This window comes from Flavobacterium rhamnosiphilum, from assembly GCF_004349195.1.
Classification (GTDB): Bacteria; Bacteroidota; Bacteroidia; order Flavobacteriales; family Flavobacteriaceae; genus Flavobacterium; species Flavobacterium rhamnosiphilum.
This window is the reverse complement of the sequence record NZ_SMLG01000001.1, coordinates 401,097-422,508: the sequence shown is the minus strand read 5'-3', so window position 1 is coordinate 422,508 and position 21,412 is coordinate 401,097. Positions and strand designations below refer to the sequence as shown.

The following is a 21,412-nucleotide window of genomic DNA, read 5'->3' as shown; positions in this document are numbered from 1 at the left end:
TTAGTTAATTATAAACAAAAGTAATGCGTAAATTTTTAACTACAAAACTAAATGTTAAAAAAAACCTATAAAAATCCCTAAAAGTGGAAATTATACAACTTCAAATCGAAATTATACAACATTTAACATTCTCCCAACTTCAACAAAAGCACTGATAGCCTTGTCTAAATGGCCTTTTGTGTGAGCTGCCGATAATTGCACTCTAATCCTAGCTTTATCTTTTGGCACCACTGGAAAAAAGAATCCTATGACATAAATTCCCTTTTTCAACAACTCATTTGCCATAGTCTGAGATAATTTAGCATCATACAACATGACAGGAACGATTGCCGAATCACCATCAATGATATCAAAACCAGCTTTTTTCATTCCTTCCTTGAAATAATTCGTATTCCATTCTAATTTATCACGTAAAACGGTATCTCTATCTAATATTTCAAAAACTTTTATGGAAGCTCCAACAATAGCAGGCGCCAATGAATTTGAAAACAAATAAGGTCTGGAACGTTGACGCAATATTTCGATAATTTCTTTTTTGGCAGTAGTATAACCACCCATAGCACCACCAAGCGCTTTCCCTAATGTTCCTGTAATGATATCTACTCTTCCCATCACACCTTTTGCCTCGAGCGTCCCTTTTCCGGTTGCACCAATAAATCCAGCAGCATGACATTCATCAACCATGACCATAGCATCATATTTATCAGCTAAATCACAAATTTTATCTAATGGCGCTACAACCCCATCCATAGAGAAAACACCGTCCGTAACAATTAATTTAAAACGAGTTCCAGCTTCTGTAGCCTTAATCAACTGCTTTTCTAAATCTTCCATATTGCTATTTTCATAACGATAACGTGCTGCTTTACACAAACGAACCCCATCAATAATGGAAGCATGATTCAAACTGTCAGAAATAATGCAATCTTGATCTCCTAATAACGGCTCGAAAACCCCTCCATTCGCATCAAATGCTGCAGCATAAAGAATCGTGTCTTCTGTCCCGTAAAATTCAGAAATCTTTTTCTCCAATGTTTTATGAATATCCTGAGTTCCACAAATAAAACGTACTGATGACATTCCGAAACCATGTGTATCCAAAGCATCTTTTGCTGCCTGAATCACCTCTGGATGCGAAGACAACCCCAGATAGTTATTGGCACAAAAATTCAAAACCGTTTCTCCTGTAGAAATAGTGATTTCTGCTCCTTGTGGTGAAGTGATAATTCTTTCTGATTTAAAAATTCCGTTGTCTACAATCGTTTGAAGTTCTGACTGCAGATGTTGTTGTATTTTCCCGTACATAATTTTGTTAAAAGTTTAAGGTTTAAAGTTTTTAGTTTTTAGTTTTTGGCTACAAATGTACTACATCGATTGACAAACCTATATATACTAGTGCTTTTTTTACCACTTTAAATCCCATTAATTCAATCGCATGTTGATAATTCTCTAATTGCAATTGGTATTTTGAATTGTGAATTCCTGTTTTATAATCTAACAGAAACACGTCTTTTTCTTTGGTCACAACCATTCGGTCTGGTTTGATTGTTTTTCCTTCTTTCTGAATGATGGTTTGTTCATTCATAATTTCATTTCCCTCAGAAAAATAAGTTGAAAGTTCACTATGATTAACAATTTCCTGAATAGTTTTAAAAACTGTTTCTTTTTGGCTAAAAGTGATTAATCCGCTCTCGATAGATTTTGTAATTGCTAAATCCACATCAGCTTTTGTTTTTATGAAAGATAGAATTTCGTGAATCACATTTCCGTATTCTATAGCCTCCTGCTGGTGCGTTCCCCACATTAATGCTTCCCGTTGCGCAATTTTTATATTCTTAGGATTTAGAATTTCTGCAACCAAAGGAATCGTTTTTGAAGTATCTACGTGCTGTTTCTCTGAAGATAATTTCGTTGCATTTCCAAATTCATACTCCAATTTATTTTCATCAAATTCGCCTTTATTACCCAAATAATTAATAAAAAAGCTACACATATTATTTTTTGGAATTTCGCCTTTACTGGATAAATTCATGTTCGAAATCACATACAACTGCTCTTCAGCTCGGGTCAAAGCCACATACAAAACATTGATGTTATCCAATAATTCTTCCTGTTTCTTTTGATTGTAAACCTCAGCGGCTTCTTCTCCAAATCCTTCCACCGCACTGCTGTTGTCGATTAAAACCTTAGGCAAACCAAAATCCTGTTCCTCTGCATTAAGCCATAATTTATCTTTGGGTTTTCTGTTGTAATCTTCCTCGGCAAAAGGAAAAATCACAACCGGAAATTCCAATCCTTTCGACTTATGAATCGTCATAATCCGAACTGCATTAGTCCCTTCCGGAGATGGAATACTGAATTTCTCCGCATTTTTATCCCAGAAATTTAAGAAGTCCGAAATCCCTGCTTGGTTGCGAATGTCTCGTTCTAAAACAATATCTAGAAAATATTGAACGTAGGCATTCCCCTCCCCGACCCTCCCCGAAGGGGAGGGAGCCATAACTGGAGAACTGGAATTTAGAAAAATTTCTTGTAGAATTAATTCTTCTTGTATTCTTTTTAAAACCTCTGAAATGTTCTTTGTAACTTGCTCATTTGTAAATCGAATAACTTTATATCCTAATTTATTTAGAGTAATTGTTCTATTATTATCTAACTGAACTTGTTCTTCAGCAAAATGATAATCGCCATCAACTTCAACAACCAATTTTTTTGACAAACAAACAAAATCAACAATAAAATCATCTATCAAATGTTGTTGCCTGAATTTATAATCTTCTAGTGATTTAGATTTAAGCTCCATCCAAAGAATTTTTTCAGCATGTGTTGGCTCTTTTCGCATCTCTTTTGCTTTTTCAATTAAAAGATGAGAATAATTTCCGCCTGTCATGTACCCTAATTTATCTGATTCAATAAGGTCATTTTTATCCACACGATTAAACACACCGCCACCCTTTCCTTTGGAGAGGGCTGGGGAGAGGAATTTTGCTATTATAGTTTCAACCGCCTCATACAAAGATTTTTTCCTAATGTTTTGAAACGAAAGCGAAACATCGAAACTCATCAGCCAATTTTCGAAATCAGTTTCCTGAAATAACGCCATTCCTTGGGCAATAAAATCGTGAATCGGTAATTTATCCTGACTGTTTTGTGCTAAATATTGAAGAAAATTTGCTTTGGATTCCAAATCAGAACTGTTTTTCAGGTATTTTAATAAATGAATAATCAATCGGACTTCGGTGGCATTTTGAATCATTAATGTTTCCGATGACAAAAGTGGAATCCCTTGCTCCGTCAAATAATTAGCAATTGCAATTCCTTGGTCTCGTTTTCTAGTCAGAATCACAATATCTTTGTATTGAAAGCCTTTTTGAACGGATTTTTGAATGGTATTTAAAGTCGCTAAGACATATAAATCCGTTTTATCCAACATTTCTTCATCTTCTTCTGAAGTTTCTACTTTTGGAATGAATGAAATATTTACATAACCACCAGTTTTATCATTGGTTTTTTGATGGCTGTGATTTTCATACAAATCTTTATAATCCAAATGCTCAAATTCATTAGACAACAATTTAAAAAAATCATTATTGAATTCGATTATCTGAGAATAAGAACGGTAATTTTTATCTAAATGTTCGAGTTTTTTATCGGGATTATTGAACGGATTTTGATCTTTACTCAATTCAATAAACTGTTCCGCTTTTCCGCCACGCCATCTGTAAATGGATTGTTTCGGATCGCCCACAATCATCAAAGTTCCTTTTACACCAAAGTCATCCTGACCCGAAAGTGCATTGTCAATCAGCGGAATCAGGTTCTGCCATTGCATTTCGGACGTATCCTGAAATTCATCAATGAAAAAATGACGGTAGCGCTCGCCCAATCGTTCGTATATAAAAGGTGCTGGCTGATTTTGAATCTCACGATGAATAATCGCATTAAATTCGGAAATGGAAAGTACATTTTGTTCTTCCTGAATTTTGGCTAATTCATTGCTTACGGTATTTAACAATGATAGTGGCGTAATGTTTTTCAAGAACGCTTTATAGAAATTTATTTTTTCGAAAGTTTTGTAAACTTTATCTAGAAATTGCAATAAATCTGGGACAATGTTTTCAATAATCGCTCGGTCTTTTGCCGTTTTATTGATTTTTATATCATCAAATTCGTGATAGGTTTTATTTTTTGGATTGAATTTTCCTTCTTGAATACTCAACAAATGTTTTGGAAAATGTCCTGCCGAAAAGGATTTAGTGTCAATTCCGTTTTTATCAATTAATGATAATGCTTCTTCCGCAAAAACAACACTTTCTTTTTCCAAAACTTTGCAGGCTTCTGCCAATTTGTTTTTTATTTCGACAAATTCAGCTATGGATTTGTCTTGAAAATGAGTGATTTCATTTCTATTATTTTCGTTTAAAACCAACCGACCGGTTTCGAGAATCTCTCGTGAAATGTCCCAAGATTTATCGTCATCGGTTTTTTCCATCGTGAAATCTATTAACAGCTTAGTTAATGTTTCATCTTCTCCGGCTTGGGCAATAATGGCATCGACGGCTTCAATTAATAAATTTTCAGTATCCAATGTGACTTCAAAAGTCATGGGTAAATTCAAATCGTGCGCAAAAGCACGAATCACTTTATGCGTAAATTTATCGATGGTAGAAATATCAAAAGCGGCATAATTGTGAATAATATGCTTGATAATTTGCTGTGACTTGGTTTTGATTTGAATAATAGACAATTCCGTATCTATGGCCAAATCCTGCATTAAATCCTGTGCTTTTTGCGCTGGTTCGTCTTTAGCAAATTCAGAGAGACTGCCCACAATTCGGCTTTTCATTTCGTGTACCGCTTTGTTGGTAAACGTAATGGCGAGAATGTTCCGATAAGCATCATTTTTTGGCGCGACAAGGATAATTTTTAGGTATTCTTTGACAAGCGCATAGGTTTTTCCGGATCCGGCCGAGGCGTCGTATATAGAGAATGAAGGTCTTTGCATGAGTTTTATGTTTTCCCCTCCCCAACCCTCCCCAATGGGAAGGGAGACAAAGCGGAATTAGTTTGTCTGTAATCTGAATTTGATAGTTCCCAAATATCCTAGCCCTGATAGAAGTGAAAATCCTTTTATAAAGCTGAAAGCCTTTTGAAGGCTTCCAGCTTTATAAAAGATTGCAACGGATAGCAGGAAATAGCTCCTAAAAACACAACTATTAACAGGTTACTTTTAAAATTTGTTCGTATAAAACTTAAAAGTAGTATTTTTGCAGCATGGAAACAAATAGACAGAAAAAAATAGGTGGGGTTATCCAAAAAGATTTGGTTGACATCCTACAAGGTGAAGTGAGAAAAAACGGAGTAGCTAATTTAATTATTTCGGTATCCAAGGTTGTTGTAACTTCAGATTTATCTGTGGCTACAGTTCATTTAAGCGTTTTTCCTCAGGATAAAGCAAAAGAGATTTTAGAGGCGGTTAAGTCCAATGCTAAAAACATAAAACATGATTTATCGCAGCGTGTTCGTTTACAATTAAGAAAAGTTCCTAATTTGGTTTTCTTTATTGATGACTCTTTGGATTACATTGAAAAGATTGACAATGCGTTAGCAAATAGAGATAATCCTATAGAAAACAGAGATCTTTTAGATAAACGCAGATTTCAATAAAATTTGAATTTTCCCCTTTACATAGCCAAACGGTATATTCTTAGTAATAGCAAAAACAACGCTATAAATATCATCAATCGTATTGCCAGCATGGGAATTATTGTTGGCGCAATGGCTTTGTTTGTGGTTTTATCTGTTTTTAGCGGCTTGAAAGTTTTTAGTCTTTCGTTTACGAATGACATTGATCCCGACCTAAAAATAAGCAGCACTTTAGGAAAATCCTTTTTGATTTCTCCAAGTCAGGAAAGCCAAATCAAGAAAATTGACGGCTTAGCTTCGTATACTAAAATTATTGAAGAGCGTGTTTTATTCACTTTTGACGGAAAACAGGAAGTTACTTATTTGAAAGGTGTTGACTCCAATTTTAGCAAAGTAAACGCCATAGAAACGAAACTTTTCAACGGTCAGTGGCTTAAACCAGACACCTATCAAGTAGTAGTTGGTTACGGGATTGCACAAAAATTCTCGATGGGATTATTGGATTTTAATCGTCAATTAGAGGTTTTAGTTCCAAAACCAGGAAAAGGTGCTATCGAAAATCCAGAACAAGCTTTTAACAAAACTGATATTATTCCTGTTGGGATTTATGCCATCAGCGAGGATTTAGATTCGAAATATGTTTTTGCCGATTTAGGTTTAGCGCAAGAATTATTGGAATACAAAACCAATCAGGTTTCTGGAATTGAAATCAAAGTAAAAACTGGCGCTGATGAAACTGCTATTATAAATCAACTTCAAACTATTTTCAACAATAAAATCACCGTAAAAAACAGGGCACAACTCAATGAATCGCTCTATAAAATGTTGAATACGGAAAATATTGCCGTGTATTTAATCTTTACTTTGGTGATTGTTGTGGCACTTTTCAACTTGATTGGCGCACTGATAATGATGATTTTGGACAAAAAAGGAAACCTAAAAACCCTTTTTAATCTGGGAACTGAAATTAAGGATTTGCGAAAAATATTCCTGCTTCAAGGTACTTTATTGAGTGTTTTTGGCGGAATTATTGGCTTGGTTCTAGGAATTATAATCGTGTTGCTACAAGAGTATTTTCAGTTGGTTATGATTACTCCTACACTGGCTTATCCAGTAATTTTCTCTCTCGAAAATGTACTGATTGTTATGGGAACGATTGTCACGCTTGGCTTTATCGCTTCGCTAATTGCAAGTAGTCGCGTGAGTAAGAAGTTGTTAGATTAATTTTTTAAATTAAAAAGAATATATACATTTACCTTTCTTAAAATCTAAACGCTATGATAGTTTCTGTCTAGTCCTTCTTTATTTCTAAAATAATTAGGACCCCTTTATTTACTTTTAAGTTCGGCTAATAAGTCTGGACTGACCCTCTCATCAATCCTAATTTATCATGACAGAAACAACATTAGAAAAAAACTTATTTTCTCGAATTTTTACAACATTAAAACAAGCTATCAAAGGAGATGAATCTTTTGATTATACGTCTGGAAGCATCAAAAAAGGGGTAATTCTTCTTGCCATTCCGATGGTATTAGAAATGCTTATGGAATCGGTTTTCGCTTTAGTCGATTTGTATTTTGTCGGTCATTTAGAGCAAAGCAGTTATGCTATTCAGGCGGTTGGTTTGACCGAATCGGTAATCACGATTGTTTATTCTATTGCTATTGGCATTAGCATGGCCGCTACTGCGGTTGTTGCTCGTCGAATTGGCGAAAAAGATCCTGTCGCTGCCGCAAAAGCCGGAATGCAAGCCATCATTATAGCATTTGTTATCAATACAATAATCAGCATTTTTGGTTTTATTTACGCCAAAGATATTTTGTTATTTATGGGAGCCTCCGTCGAAGCTGCTGAATATGGGCTAAACTTCACTCGAATTATGATTGGCGGAAGTTTATGTATCATGCTTCTGTTTCTTATTAACGGAATATTCCGTGGCGCAGGAAATGCTGCCATTGCCATGAAAAGTCTTTGGCTAGCTAATATTTGCAACATTATTTTATGCCCCATATTAATTAATGGATTTGGCCCCATTCCCGCTTTTGGGTTGATGGGTGCTGCAATGGCAACAACTATCGGAAGAAGTATTGGTGTTTTGTACCAATTGTACCATTTATTTAATGGCAGAGGAATTTTAAAAATCATCCCTTCTTATTTTATCCCAGATTTGGAACAGATTAAAGCATTGGTAAAAATCGCTGCTCCTGGAGTATTACAATTTGTAATTGCTTCCTGCAGTTGGATATTTCTGGCTCAATTGGTAGCCACAACAGGCGGAGATCATGGTTCAGCAGGATATCAAACTGCATTGCGTATCATGATGTTTTTTATTCTTCCTGCTTGGGGATTAAGTAATGCCGCTGCAACTTTGGTAGGTCAAAATTTAGGCGCAAAAAAAATTGAACGTGCCGAAAAATCGGTTTTTACCACCGCAAAATACAATGTGATTTTTATGGCTATTATTACAGTTATTACACTGATTTTTTCCCGCTCTCTGATTTCATTTTTTACTAACGACCTGATTATTCAAAAGATTGCTGTTGAAGCATTACAGACAATGTGTTTGGGATATGTTTTTTACGGAATTGGGATGGTGTTAATTAACACATTCAATGGAGCCGGTGATACCTGGACTCCAACAATGATTAATTTTTTCGGATTCTGGTTATTCCAAATTCCGTTGGCTTATTTATTGTCCAAATATTATAAAATGGGACCAACAGGTGTTTTTATAGCTATTCCTATAGCCGAAACTGCAATTACTTTAGCAAGTATTGTGCTGTACAAAAGAGGAAAATGGAAACGTATAAAAGTATAAGACAAAAGGCTTAACAAATTTGTTAAGCCTTTTATATTTCAAACAACCTCGTATCCTGCGTACGCTTCTTCGATTTCATTCAAAGCTGCAAACAATTCTTCAGGACGATCCAGCGTTACTAATTTTTGTTTGTAGGTTTTAAAAGAATGAATTCCTTTGAAATAATTGGTATAATGTGGTCTTGTTTCAACAATGCCTAATCTTTCACCTTTCCATTCCATTGCCCAAGTGAGGTGATTTCTCACGGCTTCTACTCTATCAATAACAGTAGGTTTTGGCATATGCTCGCCAGTTTTGAAGTAATGTTTGATTTCATCAAAAATCCAAGGATAACCAATTGCGGCACGACCAATCATGATTCCGTCAATACCGTATTCATTTTTATACTGTAATGCTTTTTCTGGAGAATCGATATCGCCATTACCAAAAATAGGCATCGTAATTCTAGGATTATTTTTCACTCTGGCAATATGTGACCAGTCAGAATGGCCTTTGTACATTTGGGCACGAGTTCTGGCGTGAATGCTCAATGCAGCAACACCAATATCTTGTAAACGCTCTGCAACCTCATCAATATTAATGGAATTATCGTCCCAACCCAAACGTGTTTTTACGGTTACCGGTAAATGCGTGCTATCGATAACGGCTTGAGTCAAGCGAATCATCAAATCAACGTCTTTGAGAACTCCGGCTCCGGCACCTTTGCAAACGACTTTTTTGACAGGGCAACCAAAATTAATATCAATTAAATCGGGGTTTACTGCGGAAACAATTTTGGAGGACATCGCCATTGCTTCTTCGTCTCCGCCAAAAATCTGGATGCCTACGGGTCTTTCGTAATCGAAAATATCTAATTTCATTCGGCTTTTAATGGCATCCCGAATTAATCCTTCGGAAGAAATAAATTCTGAATACATCAAATCGGCACCGTGGGCTTTACACAATCTGCGAAAAGGCGGATCACTCACATCTTCCATAGGTGCGAGAAGTAAAGGGAATTCGGGTAATATTATGTTGCCAATCTTAATCATCTTCATTTATTTTGGTGCAAAATTACGTTTTTTAGATGAAAGGATAAAAGAAGAAAGAAGAAAGACTTAGTATTAAAGCGATTAGTTTGCGAATTCGGGACTTTGAAACTGTTGAATTTAGCTTATATTTGCAGATTAATTGTCGCTGTTTGGCGATTGCGTGAGGGATAGCAGTGGAAAGCCCACAGCAAAGTGTAGCGACAGCGGAACTTTGCGAGGACTTGTAGCGAATAGCCCGACCCGGTTTTTCAGCGGGTCACGCCCAAAATAAATTTGATATCAACAGAAAATGAAACATATTAGGAATTTTTGCATTATTGCACATATTGATCATGGGAAAAGCACGCTTGCTGACCGATTACTTGGTGCTACACAAACAGTAACTGCTCGTGAAGAAAAAGCGCAATTGCTTGACAACATGGACTTGGAGCGTGAACGTGGGATTACGATTAAGAGTCACGCGATTCAGATGGAATATACGTATAAAGGACAAGAATACATCCTGAATTTGATTGATACTCCGGGACACGTGGATTTTTCGTATGAGGTTTCTCGTTCAATCGCGGCTTGTGAAGGTGCGCTTTTGATTGTAGATGCAGCGCAAAGTATCCAGGCACAAACAATTTCGAATTTATATTTGGCTTTGGAGAATGACTTGGAAATTATTCCGGTTTTGAATAAAGTAGATTTACCAAGCGCCAATCCTGAGGAAGTGAGCGACGATATTATCGATTTACTTGGATGTAAATTAGAAGATATTATTCACGCTTCGGGTAAAACTGGTTTTGGTGTAGAAAATATATTGGCAGCCATTATCGAAAAAATTCCGCCTCCATCAGGAAATGTTGACGAACCTTTACAAGCATTGATTTTTGACTCGCATTACAATCCGTTTCGAGGAATCGAAGTTATTTTCCGTGTAAAAAACGGACAGATTAAAAAAGGCCAAAAGATTAAATTTATGGCTACCGGAAATGAATATTTTGCGGATGAAATTGGTACTTTGAAATTAAACCAAGTTCCGAAACAAGTAATTTCAGCAGGTGACGTTGGGTATTTAATTTCTGGAATTAAAGAAGCGAAAGAAGTAAAAGTAGGAGATACGTTGACGGATGCGAAAACGCCAACAACGAATATAATTAAAGGTTTTGAAGATGTAAAACCAATGGTTTTTGCTGGAATTTATCCTGTAGACACCGAAGATTATGAAGAGTTGAGAAACTCTATGGAAAAATTACAGTTGAATGATGCCTCGTTGGTGTTTTTACCGGAAAGCTCAGCAGCTTTGGGATTTGGTTTCCGTTGCGGATTCTTGGGAATGTTACACATGGAAATTATTCAGGAGCGTTTGGAGAGAGAGTTCAACATGACTGTGATTACTACAGTTCCCAACGTTTCGTATTTGGCTTACACCAAAAAAGATCCTACAACACCACTTATAGTAAACAATCCTTCTGACTTGCCGGAGCCATCTCGCTTAGACCATGTTGAAGAACCTTTTATTAAAGCCACAATCATTACCAAATCCGATTATGTTGGAAATGTAATGAGTTTGTGTATCGAAAAACGTGGATTGATTACCAATCAAACGTATTTGACTACGGAACGTGTAGAGTTGACTTTTGACATGCCTTTGGCAGAGATTGTGTTTGATTTTTACGACCGTTTGAAAACCGTTTCTAAAGGTTACGCTTCCTTCGACTATACGCCAATTGGAATGAGAACTTCTAATTTGGTTAAAGTGGATATCTTATTGAACGCTACCATTGTGGATGCTTTATCCTCTTTGATGCATGCTGACAACGCCTATTCGATTGGTAAAAAAATGTGTGAGAAACTGAAAGAATTAATTCCGCGTCAACAATTTGACATTCCTGTTCAAGCTGCTATCGGGGTGAAAGTAATCTCTCGTGAAACGATAAAAGCCTTACGTAAAGACGTTACCGCCAAATGTTATGGTGGAGATATTTCCCGTAAACGTAAATTATTAGAAAAACAGAAAAAAGGTAAAAAACGTATGAGATTGGTTGGAAATGTTGAAATTCCACAAGAAGCGTTTATGGCTGTTTTGAAGTTGAATGATTAAATCCCCCTAACCCCCGAAGGGGGAACTAGGAATAAATATATTAGAAACCTGATAATTAAAATTGTCAGGTTTTTTTGTTTTTATTTATTCTGCAACCATTCAAACAATCGTTTTGCATCTTCGAATTTAAACAATTGGGTTCCTTCATTCATCGTTGCTGCCGATCCGCAAGCAACCCCCCAACGAATAACTTCTTTCAGGCTTTTATTTTGCGAAAGTGCCCAAACCATTCCACCAACCATACTGTCTCCAGCACCAACAGTACTCTTTTTGGCAACATTAGGAGCAGGAACAAAGTCGTAAGAATCTTTGGTAACTAATACTGCACCTTGCGGGCCAAGGGAAACGACTACGATTTCGGCTCCGCCTTTGGCAATGATTTGTTTTGCGGCTTCGTTTACTTCTTCCAGTTCCAATCGCTCCACACCTATCAATTTTGCCAATTCTCCAACATTGGGTTTTATCATATAAACACCTGTTTCCAATACCTTTTTTAGTGCTTCGCCTGAGGTATCTACAATCATTTTTGAGTTTGATTCTCTTGCTATTTCAGCAATTTTTTGATAAAAATCTATTGATAAATCTTTGTTCAAGCCCCCACTGACAACCAGAAATTTAGGTTTAAGTTCTCGTATGATTTGAATGACCTCCTCTTTTTCGGCTGATGAAATGGCTGGTCCTGGAAAACTAAAACGATATTGAGAATTCGTATTATCATCAACAGCCACGAAACTTTCTCTTGTCCAGCTTTGAATTCCGATAGCTTTGTAGTCTATCGATTCCTTATTCACAAGATTTTCAAGCATTTTACCTGTTGGACCGCCAGAAGTGAATACCGCTAAAGAAGTTCCTTCTAAACGAGAAATTGCTTTAGACACATTGATTCCTCCACCTCCGGCATCATAACGCGGTTCTTCACATCTAATTTTTTGCTCAGGCACCAATCCGGAAAAATGAGCACTTTTGTCCAAAGCAGGATTAACTGTAAGGGTAACTATATCAAATAATTTCATTTTGCACGATTTAACTACCTAAAGGTGCGATAAAATTTGGAAAAATGGTACAAACCAAGGCGAATATTTCTTCGTATATTTGCAACCAAATAAACTTTTTTAAATTAAAATAAGTGAATGAAGCGGTTGCTTCGTTCCTCGCAACAATCATGATCGAAGATAAAACCCCACAACGTACAAGTATTGCCCAATTAGGAGAATTTGGATTGATAGACCATTTGACAAAAAACTTTGAAATCAACCAACCTTCGACTTTAAAAGGAATTGGGGATGATGCTGCTGTTTTGGATTTCAAAGATAAAAAAGTAGTTGTTTCTACTGATTTATTGATTGAAGGTGTACATTTTGATTTGGCCTACATGCCCTTAAAACATTTAGGTTATAAAGCAGTCGTAGTCAATGTTTCTGACATTTGTGCGATGAATGCCAAACCAACTCAAATCACGGTTTCAATTGCGGTATCTAATCGTTTTCCTTTGGAAGCTTTAGACGAATTATTTGCAGGAATAACACATGCAGCCCGTGAATATAATGTAGATGTTATAGGCGGTGACACTACCTCATCACAAAAAGGCTTAATCATTAGTATTACCGCAATCGGCGAAGCAGATGAAGAGGAGATCGTTTATAGAAATGGCGCCAAACAAACTGATTTGTTAGTGGTTACTGGCGATATTGGCGCAGCTTACATGGGATTGCAAGTTTTAGAAAGAGAAAAACAAGTGTTTCAGGTGAACCCAAATTCACAACCTGATTTAGATGCCTATACGTATTTAATCGAGCGTCAATTGAAGCCAGAAGCCAGAAAAGATGTCCGTACTTTATTGCACGCTTTAGAAATAAAACCAACTTCTATGATTGATATCTCTGATGGATTGTCATCGGAAGTTATGCATTTGTGCAAACAATCAAAAGTGGGTTGTAATTTATATGAAGACAAATTACCTATTGATCCTCAATTCATTAATGTTTGTGAAGAATTCAACATCGACAGTACAACAGTGGCAATAAACGGAGGAGAAGATTATGAATTACTCTTCACCATTGCCATGGAAGATTTTGAAAAAATCAAAGGGAATCCAAATTTTACAATTATAGGTCACATGACACAAGAAAGTGAAGGCATTCATTTAGTAACTCGAGCCAATACAAAAATTGCTTTGAAAGCACGTGGTTGGGATGCTTTAAGCGAATAAAATCTCTTTAAAAACAAAAAAAACGACACCTAAATAGTGTCGTTTTTTTGTTTAAGAAAATTTAAAAAAGTAAGCCTTTATTTTTTGCCTCTCGGATTAAGTCGACATCACTGCCTTCTTCTATTTTTAATAATTCTTTTAATTTTATTTTTCTACTTTCAATTGCCCCTAATGAAATTGGAATGTATTGTGGGATATCATTCAACTTAGTTCCTTTAGACAAATGAAATAAAATTTGTTTGTCAAATTGGTCAATTTCTATAGTATCTTTTTCAGACAGGTTTAACATTTTTAAAACTGATTCACTATAATATATTTCATCTTTTATAACTTTATCAAAAGCAAAAAGCAATTCATCAAATGTCAAATCATTTTTTATAACCAAACCACTTGGGTTAATTGTTTTGATAATGGTCTTTATTTTCAACAATTCAGTATACATCGTTAGCAAAATAATTTTGCAACTGGGCATGTATTCAGAAATCAATCTTGCCAAATCCTCGCCGTTATAAATACCTTTTTCTTCATAAGAAGGCATACTAATATCTAAAAAAGCAATATCAAAAGCTATAGTATCGGGGTTTGTAATGATATTATATGCCGATTCACAATCTTTGGCCTGACTAATTAAAAATTCAAATTCTTGAGGATTATATCTTGTAATCGCATTTTTGTATCCTTCAATAATAAAAGGGTGATCATCAACGATTAATATATTATTTTTAGTTGTTGTCTTTACATCTGAGGCAATTGTCATTTCTATGTAAGTATTTGTTTGTTTTCAAATGGAACTGCAATCGTAATAATTGTTCCATTCCCTTTTTTTGATTTTATGTCAACCGTTCCATTGCATTCTACGGTACGAGATTGTATATTTTGCAAACCAATGCCCTTTTTCGATTTTTTTACATCAAATCCATTACCATCATCACTTATGGTTAAAAATAAATCTTCCTCAATTTTTTTTAGTTCTACTTTAATAGTATTTGCTTCAGCATACTTATTAATGTTTTGAAGTGACTCTTGAATAATTCTGTATAAATTTATTTTAATCGAATTGCTTAACAACTCCCATTTTATGGTTCTGTCAATACTTGTAAATAATTTAGGCTTGAATGTCTTTTTCTGTTCTTCAAGTAAATTATCTACAATAGCAACGAAGTTATTAATTAATTCTGATTTTTCTCTATTTAAATCATGGGAAATTTCACGAATATCCTGCTCAATGCTTTTCAACTCTGTTAAGTAGTTGTTTCTTTTTTCAACAGCAGTTACGTCGTGAATTTTATTTAAACTATCTAAGTTCATTCGAATACCAAACATTCTCCCCAAAACTCCATCGTGCAATTCCTGAGCCACTCTTTTTTTCTCTTTAATTCTAATCCCCTCAATGGTATTCTGTTGCGAAATCATTAAATTATAGATTTCCTCATTTGCTTTTTGCTGTTGTTGTTTGAATAGTAACTCTCGATTTTTAGCTTTTTGAGTTTTAATTACAAATGTAAATAATCCCAACATCGCTAATCCACTGAAAATAAAAACTAAATTCCTGTTTTGAGCTGTTAAACTGGTGTTCTCCTCTTGTATCCTATCTGTTTCATATTCTATGCGGGTAAATTTTTCACCCATATTACGCTCAGCTTTTTGCAAACTATCATTGATGTGGATATATTCTTTAGTGTAAACTGATGCCTTTTGGGGCTCAATAATTGCTAACTGTTTAAGACCTCCTAAAATATTTCTAAAATTTTTAGTCCTTCTAGACAACTCAAGCGCCTCTTTAGAGTAATTTATTGCTTTAACTGTATCTTTTTTGGAAGCAAAATATTCCGACAAATGAATTTTATTAAGAAAAATACCTGTCGTTAATTCAAGACTGTCTCTAATTTTTAAGGATTTATAAAACATATCAGGAAGACCATCTGACTCTTTTAATTTGCTTTTAGAATAAGCTAAATTATCCAATAACATCGCATATAATGACACTTTATCAATACTTAAATTCTTTTGCTCTAATCCTTGTTGAAAATAGATTTTGGCTTGTTTATGTTTATTTAAATTTTGATAAACTAGCCCCATGTTATTTAGAGAAGTTGCTTTTGATTGAAACTGTAATGCTATCACATCATCATCTATACTAGATAATGCTTTATTATGGTAAGTAATAGCATTGTCGAATTCTCCAATTTCATTGTATATTACACCCAATAAATTATAGGACTCATATAAAATGTCATTTGCTTTTTCACCTTTTATAACACGTAAAGCATCAAATACTTCTAATTCACTTCCCGAAAAATCATTTTCACCATATCTTAGATAAGCTTTACTTAGGCGAGTTTTAGCTAAATTATAAGTGTCGTCTAATTTATCATAAATTTTTTCAGCATTGGAATAATTCAAAAAAGCACTTTCTGATATAGCTTGTGTACTATAATAGTCTCCTAAATAAGTATAAGATTTAGCTATGTTTACAGAATCTTTACTGCTAACTGAATTTTCTAAAACCAGATCTACTGTTACTTTAAAATCTTTCCAATTATCCATATTATAATAACGGTTCGCAACTCTGAATAAGTTTACTCTATTTAGCGAATCATTTTCTTGAAGTTTAATAATATTAAAAGCTTTCCTATTATACTCTTCTCTTTTCTCTTTTGATGATTGAAAATTATTTGCTAAAGTTAGATACGATGAAAGACTGTCTTTAGAAGTAATGACATCATTCTTTATTTCATTTTTTTTGGAACAACCAAATAAAACAAAAACTAGCAATAATACTATGTATATGTTAGAAGTCTTTTTCAATAGTTAATTTTGAATTTTATCAAAAATACTAAAACTATTGACATAAAAAAAGGCTATCAAAAATTTGATAGCCTTAACATTATTTTTAAAATTAAATTTCAGAAAAAATTTAATCTATTTTCTTGTTACCTCCAACACTAGCTCCGCCAGTTAAATCTATTTTCTTGTTACCTCCAACACTAGCTCCGCCAGTTAAATCTATTTTCTTGTTACCTCCAACACTAGCTCCGCCAGTTAAATCTATTTTCTTGTTACCTCCAACACTAGCTCCACCAGTTAAATCCACTGATAAAGAATTAGTTAAAACTACATTAGTTTTTTCTGGCGTAGTAAAAGATGTTAATATCATTACTAAAGAGAATAATCCGATTGTTAAGATTGCTTTTTTCATAATTTGGGGTTTTTATGTTGTTGTTTTGTTTTATCTTGTTTTCGAACCCACATTCGCATGAGATTCATTGTAAAACTACACAGACAACCTCAGAAAATCCTACAAAAAAAGGCGTTTATGGTAGAATACAGCCGTTTGATAGTGAATGACTATCAAATTAAAGTGAATGACTGTTTTTTAAATTTCCAGATAATTCCCATTGGAAAAATCAGAAATAATAAGGTCGATATTTACCTTATAGGATTTGGAGAAGGGAAGTTTTACAGCGCTGTTTTTAATATAACACACTGAATTTCCACTATGAATTCTAGAAATATAATTACGATTGACTATATAACTGTTATGAATTCTAATAAAAGGAAAAGACAAAACCCCTTCAAAATGCTTCAATGTTTTGAAAGCCGTTATCATTTCACCATTATTCAGGTATATGTCCGTAGAGTTATTATCTGCTTGTAAATAGCAAATATCATTAGCATCAATATATCTGTAATCACCATAAGATTTGATACACAGAATAAGAGATTGGTCTTGATTTGACGTTTCTTGTTTAGCAAAAACTATTGGTCTTTCATCAGGAATCGGCAATTGTTCTAAAAAAACTTCTTTTGGAACAATCGATTTATTCAATTTTAAAATTGATTTTATAACATCAATTCGTACCAGTGGTTTTAATAAATAATCGAAAACTTCATATTTTAAAGCCTCAAAAGCCAAATCTTTTTTGGCCGTTGTTACAATAATTTTAGGGATCACTTTCAAATACCTGTGCAACTCATTAATAAGAGCCAACGACAAATTACTGGCTGGATTAGCCGGATCGATTTCCAGAAAAACTATTTGCGGAGTGTGCTCTAATATGAGATTTAAACCCTCTTCATAATTATTAGCCGATGCTACAAAATCGAGCTCTGAAAAACTGTCAGCCATGGCTTTTGTTTTCAAAACACTTTCTTGATCGTCGTCAATAATAATGTACGAATAATTCATCGATGGTTTTTACTGGAATTGTTAGGCATTGTCAAATATCCAAAGCAAAATACACTTCAAATTATTAAGTAATAATGGTAGTTTTGGGAAACTAATTAAACAAAAAACTTTTATTTAACATTCTAAAAATAAGCATTTAACCCATTTTGCACGGGTGTTGTTAATATGTTTTTAACAAATGTTGATACATTAAGATGAAATGCAAATAAATCCGTTGAAGAGCATTATTGCTTTTTTAAAAGAAATTAAATTCTCAATTCATTCCTTCAATTGTGCATTAAAAATATTTCATGTGAATACAGAAACATAAAATTTCGCAAGGAAAAGCCTTTACTCGTTTTCATTAAAGGAAAAGAAAACATCCGAATTAACCAACAAATATTTTGTCCGAATTAACCAACATAAATTAAATTTAAAAGTATTTTTTTTACAAATTTATCTTACTTTTACACAAAAAACTAATGTTATGAAAAAACTATTTGTTCTAATGTGCTTATCTTCTTTTTTATTTGGTTTTAGCCAAGAAAAAGAAACAACCGATTTCAAAAGAAATGAATTAAAAGGAAATGCACTTTTTTTAGTACTGGGCGCAGGGGAATTCACTTACGAGCGATTACTTAACGAAGAATCTGGGGTTGGAGTGTCATTATTTTTCAATTATGATGATCAATTTGACACCAAATTTAGCCTGACTCCTTACTATCGCTTTTATTTCGGGAAAAAACCGACAGCTGGTTTTTTTGTTGAAGGATTTGGAATGTTAAATTCTTACACCCAAAAAACTTACACCAATACACCGTATGTTCCCGTGAATGGGGGTAATTCACTTGGCTTACTCACAACTACTGAAACTAAAGACAACATAACAGATTTTGCTCTTGGTTTTGGATTAGGAGCAAAATGGATAACAAAAAAAGGTTTTCTGTTTGAAATAAATTCTGGTATTGGAAGGAATTTGTTTAATGGTAATAATAATGATGATTATGAAATTGTAGGCCGTGGCGGATTTACAGTAGGGTATCGTTTCTAGAAAATTATAATTAAAAAAAATCCCAAATTCCTAAATTAAGGGGTTTGGGATTTTTCGTTTATAATGGATGATGTTTTACATTTTCATCAACCAGTTTTTCATTGAAACTTCATTCTCGATAATTGATTTCAAGTCTGCAATTGCTACACGGTCTTGTTTCATTGTATCTCTATGACGAATCGTTACGGTTTGATCTTCGATAGTTTGATGATCTACGGTAATACAAAACGGAGTTCCTAATGCATCTTGTCTTCTGTAACGTCTTCCTACCGCATCTTTTTCGTCATACGCCACGTTGAAATCCCAACGCAAATCATCAATAATTTTATGTGCGATTTCCGGTAATCCGTCTTTTTTAACTAATGGCAAAATCGCCGCTTTTGTTGGAGCCAGAACTGAAGGTAATTTCAAAACTGTTCTTGTGGAACCATCTTCTAAAGTTTCTTCTTTTAATGAAGTTGCAAAAACAGCCAAGAACATTCTGTCTAATCCAACCGAAGTTTCCACTACATAAGGAACATAATTCTGGTTCAATTCAGCATCAAAATACTGTAATTTTCTACCGGAAAACTGTTCGTGTGCTTTCAAATCGAAATCTGTACGAGAGTGAATTCCTTCCAATTCTTTGAAACCAAAAGGAAAATTAAATTCAATATCAGCAGCAGCATTTGCATAATGTGCTAATTTTTCGTGATCGTGAAAACGGTAATTTTCTCTTCCTAAACCAAGTGATAAATGCCATTTTAAACGAGCTTCTTTCCAGAATTCATAATGCTTCATTTCTTCGCCTGGACGCACAAAAAATTGCATTTCCATTTGTTCAAACTCACGCATACGGAAAATGAATTGTCTGGCAACAATTTCGTTTCTAAATGCTTTTCCGGTTTGTGCAATACCAAAAGGAACTTTCATTCTTCCTGATTTTTGAACATTCAAGAAATTAACAAAAATACCTTGAGCCGTTTCCGGACGCAAATACAAATCCATAGCTGAATCTGCAGACGCACCTAATTTAGTTCCAAACATCAAGTTGAATTGACGCACTTCGGTCCAATTTCTGGAACCCGATTCTGGGCAAGCAATTTCTAATTCTTCGATTAACGCTTTTACATCATCAAGGTCTTCATTGCCAAGAGAACGCGCCATTCTTTCCAGAATTTCTCTTTCTTTGGCTTTGTACTCCATCACACGGGCATTTGTTGTTACAAATTCCTGTTCGTTGAAAGCATCACCAAAACGAGCACGCGCTTTTTCGATTTCTTTGATTGCTTTTTGATTTAGCTTTTCGGCATAATCTTCAATCAAAACGTCGGCTCTATATCTTCTTTTCGAATCTTTGTTATCAATCAATGGATCATTGAAAGCGTCTACGTGACCTGATGCTTTCCAAGTGGTTGGGTGCATCAAAATTGCCGCGTCAAGGCCAACAATGTTATCGTTCATTTGAACCATTGCTTTCCACCAATATTCGCGTATGTTCTTTTTTAATTCTACTCCGTTTTGTGCATAATCATAGACTGCACTTAAACCATCGTATATTTCGCTTGACGGAAAAATAAATCCGTATTCTTTTGCGTGCGAAACTACATTCTTAAATAAATCTTCTTGTTTTGCCATAATGATGCAAAAATATAAAAAGTGAACTTAAAAAAAAGAAAATTGTTAAAGATTGAAGCATTGATTTGTCTATTTTTATAAATAAATCCCTGATTACATGTTTGAAAGCATTATAAATCTCTTTTTTCCAAAAGTCTGTTCCGGTTGCAGCTCCTTTTTATTGACCAATGAAAATGTAATTTGTACGGTTTGCAGACACGATATTCCGTTGACGAATCATCATTTGAATCCAGAAAACGACGCTTTCAAAAAGTTTTACGGACGAATTCCTGTACTTCATACCTCGGCATTATTTTATTTTCATAAAAAAGGAATCGTACAAGAGCTTATTCATAATTTAAAATACAAAGGACATGAGGAAATAGGAACAATTCTTGGCGAATGGTACGCCGAAGATTTGAAGAATATCGAATCACTAGAGTCTGTTGATGAAATTATTCCAGTTCCATTACACCGAAAAAAGTTAAAAGAAAGAGGATTCAATCAGGTAACGACTTTTGGAAAAGCACTTTCTTCCAGTTTAAATTTAGTTTATAATGATTCGCTGTTGATTCGGAATGTATACTCAAAAACCCAATCCAAGAAAAACTTATTAGGAAGAACAGAAGGAATCGAAACCATTTTTGATGTTTCCTTTACTGAAAAAGACCATGATAAACATTTTCTTTTAATTGATGATGTTATTACAACCGGAGCCACATTAGAAGCCTGTTCGCGCGCTTTATTAAAAATTTCCGGCGCAAAAATCAGTATTGTTTGTATGGCAATGGCGCAATCGTAATTTGG

16 protein-coding genes are annotated in these 21,412 nt (G+C 34.4%); 7 read left to right on the top strand and 9 right to left on the bottom strand.

Going from position 1 to position 21,412, the window contains the following annotated elements:
- Window positions 1–111: 111 nt before the first annotated feature.
- The gene (gene kbl, locus E0I26_RS01800; protein WP_131914786.1) at window positions 112–1,305 is read right to left on the bottom strand and encodes a glycine C-acetyltransferase; all 1,194 of its coding nucleotides are present in this window, start codon (window positions 1,303–1,305) and stop codon (window positions 112–114) included.
- A gap of 49 nt (window positions 1,306–1,354) precedes the next feature.
- Window positions 1,355–5,005, bottom strand: a complete 3,651-nt coding sequence (locus tag E0I26_RS01795) for a UvrD-helicase domain-containing protein (protein ID WP_131914785.1) — start codon at window positions 5,003–5,005, stop codon at window positions 1,355–1,357.
- Between the two features lie 269 nt (window positions 5,006–5,274).
- On the opposite strand from E0I26_RS01795, the gene rbfA reads away from it, so the two are divergent.
- The 3 genes from rbfA to E0I26_RS01780 all read left to right on the top strand — a co-directional run bounded on the left by rbfA (window position 5,275) and on the right by E0I26_RS01780 (window position 8,464).
- The gene (gene rbfA, locus E0I26_RS01790) at window positions 5,275–5,667 is read left to right on the top strand and encodes a 30S ribosome-binding factor RbfA (protein WP_131914784.1); all 393 of its coding nucleotides are present in this window, start codon (window positions 5,275–5,277) and stop codon (window positions 5,665–5,667) included.
- Window positions 5,668–5,670: 3 nt separating this feature from the next.
- The gene (locus E0I26_RS01785; protein ID WP_131914783.1) at window positions 5,671–6,870 is read left to right on the top strand and encodes an ABC transporter permease; all 1,200 of its coding nucleotides are present in this window, start codon (window positions 5,671–5,673) and stop codon (window positions 6,868–6,870) included.
- Window positions 6,871–7,036: 166 nt separating this feature from the next.
- Window positions 7,037–8,464 (top strand): MATE family efflux transporter, encoded by a 1,428-nt coding sequence (locus E0I26_RS01780; protein WP_131914782.1) that lies wholly within the window; start codon window positions 7,037–7,039, stop codon window positions 8,462–8,464.
- A gap of 38 nt (window positions 8,465–8,502) precedes the next feature.
- On the opposite strand, the gene dusB is transcribed toward E0I26_RS01780, so the two are convergent.
- Entirely contained in the window at window positions 8,503–9,495 is a 993-nt protein-coding gene (dusB, locus tag E0I26_RS01775; RefSeq protein WP_131914781.1) for a tRNA dihydrouridine synthase DusB, read from the bottom strand.
- Window positions 9,496–9,784: 289 nt separating this feature from the next.
- On the opposite strand from dusB, the gene lepA reads away from it, so the two are divergent.
- Entirely contained in the window at window positions 9,785–11,581 is a 1,797-nt protein-coding gene (lepA, locus tag E0I26_RS01770; RefSeq protein WP_073209088.1) for a translation elongation factor 4, read from the top strand.
- 80 nt (window positions 11,582–11,661) lie between these two features.
- Here lepA and E0I26_RS01765 read toward each other — a convergent pair whose 3' ends face one another.
- A complete protein-coding gene (locus E0I26_RS01765) occupies window positions 11,662–12,594 on the bottom strand; it encodes a 1-phosphofructokinase family hexose kinase (protein WP_131914780.1) in 933 nt (310 codons plus the stop codon).
- Between the two features lie 149 nt (window positions 12,595–12,743).
- On the opposite strand from E0I26_RS01765, the gene thiL reads away from it, so the two are divergent.
- Window positions 12,744–13,790 carry a thiamine-phosphate kinase gene (gene thiL, locus E0I26_RS01760; RefSeq protein WP_131915140.1) on the top strand — a complete coding sequence of 349 codons (1,047 nt, stop codon included), beginning with the start codon at window positions 12,744–12,746 and terminating at the stop codon, window positions 13,788–13,790.
- 61 nt (window positions 13,791–13,851) lie between these two features.
- On the opposite strand, the gene E0I26_RS01755 is transcribed toward thiL, so the two are convergent.
- The 4 genes from E0I26_RS01755 to E0I26_RS01740 form a co-directional block, all read right to left on the bottom strand.
- Window positions 13,852–14,547: a response regulator gene (locus E0I26_RS01755; RefSeq protein WP_131914779.1), complete on the bottom strand. Its 696-nt coding sequence runs from the start codon at window positions 14,545–14,547 to the stop codon at window positions 13,852–13,854.
- A 2-nt stretch (window positions 14,548–14,549) separates the two neighbouring features.
- Entirely contained in the window at window positions 14,550–16,598 is a 2,049-nt protein-coding gene (locus tag E0I26_RS01750) for a tetratricopeptide repeat-containing sensor histidine kinase (protein ID WP_131914778.1), read from the bottom strand.
- 109 nt (window positions 16,599–16,707) lie between these two features.
- Window positions 16,708–16,989 (bottom strand): 3-oxoacyl-ACP reductase, encoded by a 282-nt coding sequence (locus E0I26_RS01745; protein WP_131914777.1) that lies wholly within the window; start codon window positions 16,987–16,989, stop codon window positions 16,708–16,710.
- Between the two features lie 177 nt (window positions 16,990–17,166).
- Window positions 17,167–17,979, bottom strand: coding sequence for a LytR/AlgR family response regulator transcription factor (locus E0I26_RS01740; protein ID WP_131914776.1), 813 nt, complete (start codon window positions 17,977–17,979; stop codon window positions 17,167–17,169).
- Between the two features lie 466 nt (window positions 17,980–18,445).
- Between E0I26_RS01740 and E0I26_RS01735 the strand changes: the two genes are divergently transcribed.
- Entirely contained in the window at window positions 18,446–19,009 is a 564-nt protein-coding gene (locus E0I26_RS01735; RefSeq protein ID WP_131914775.1) for a DUF3575 domain-containing protein, read from the top strand.
- A gap of 75 nt (window positions 19,010–19,084) precedes the next feature.
- On the opposite strand, the gene E0I26_RS01730 is transcribed toward E0I26_RS01735, so the two are convergent.
- On the bottom strand, window positions 19,085–20,626 hold the full coding sequence (locus E0I26_RS01730) for a glycine--tRNA ligase (RefSeq protein ID WP_131914774.1): 1,542 nt from the start codon (window positions 20,624–20,626) through the stop codon (window positions 19,085–19,087).
- Window positions 20,627–20,723: 97 nt separating this feature from the next.
- On the opposite strand from E0I26_RS01730, the gene E0I26_RS01725 reads away from it, so the two are divergent.
- The gene (locus tag E0I26_RS01725) at window positions 20,724–21,407 is read left to right on the top strand and encodes a ComF family protein (RefSeq protein ID WP_131914773.1); all 684 of its coding nucleotides are present in this window, start codon (window positions 20,724–20,726) and stop codon (window positions 21,405–21,407) included.
- Window positions 21,408–21,412 lie beyond the last annotated feature (5 nt).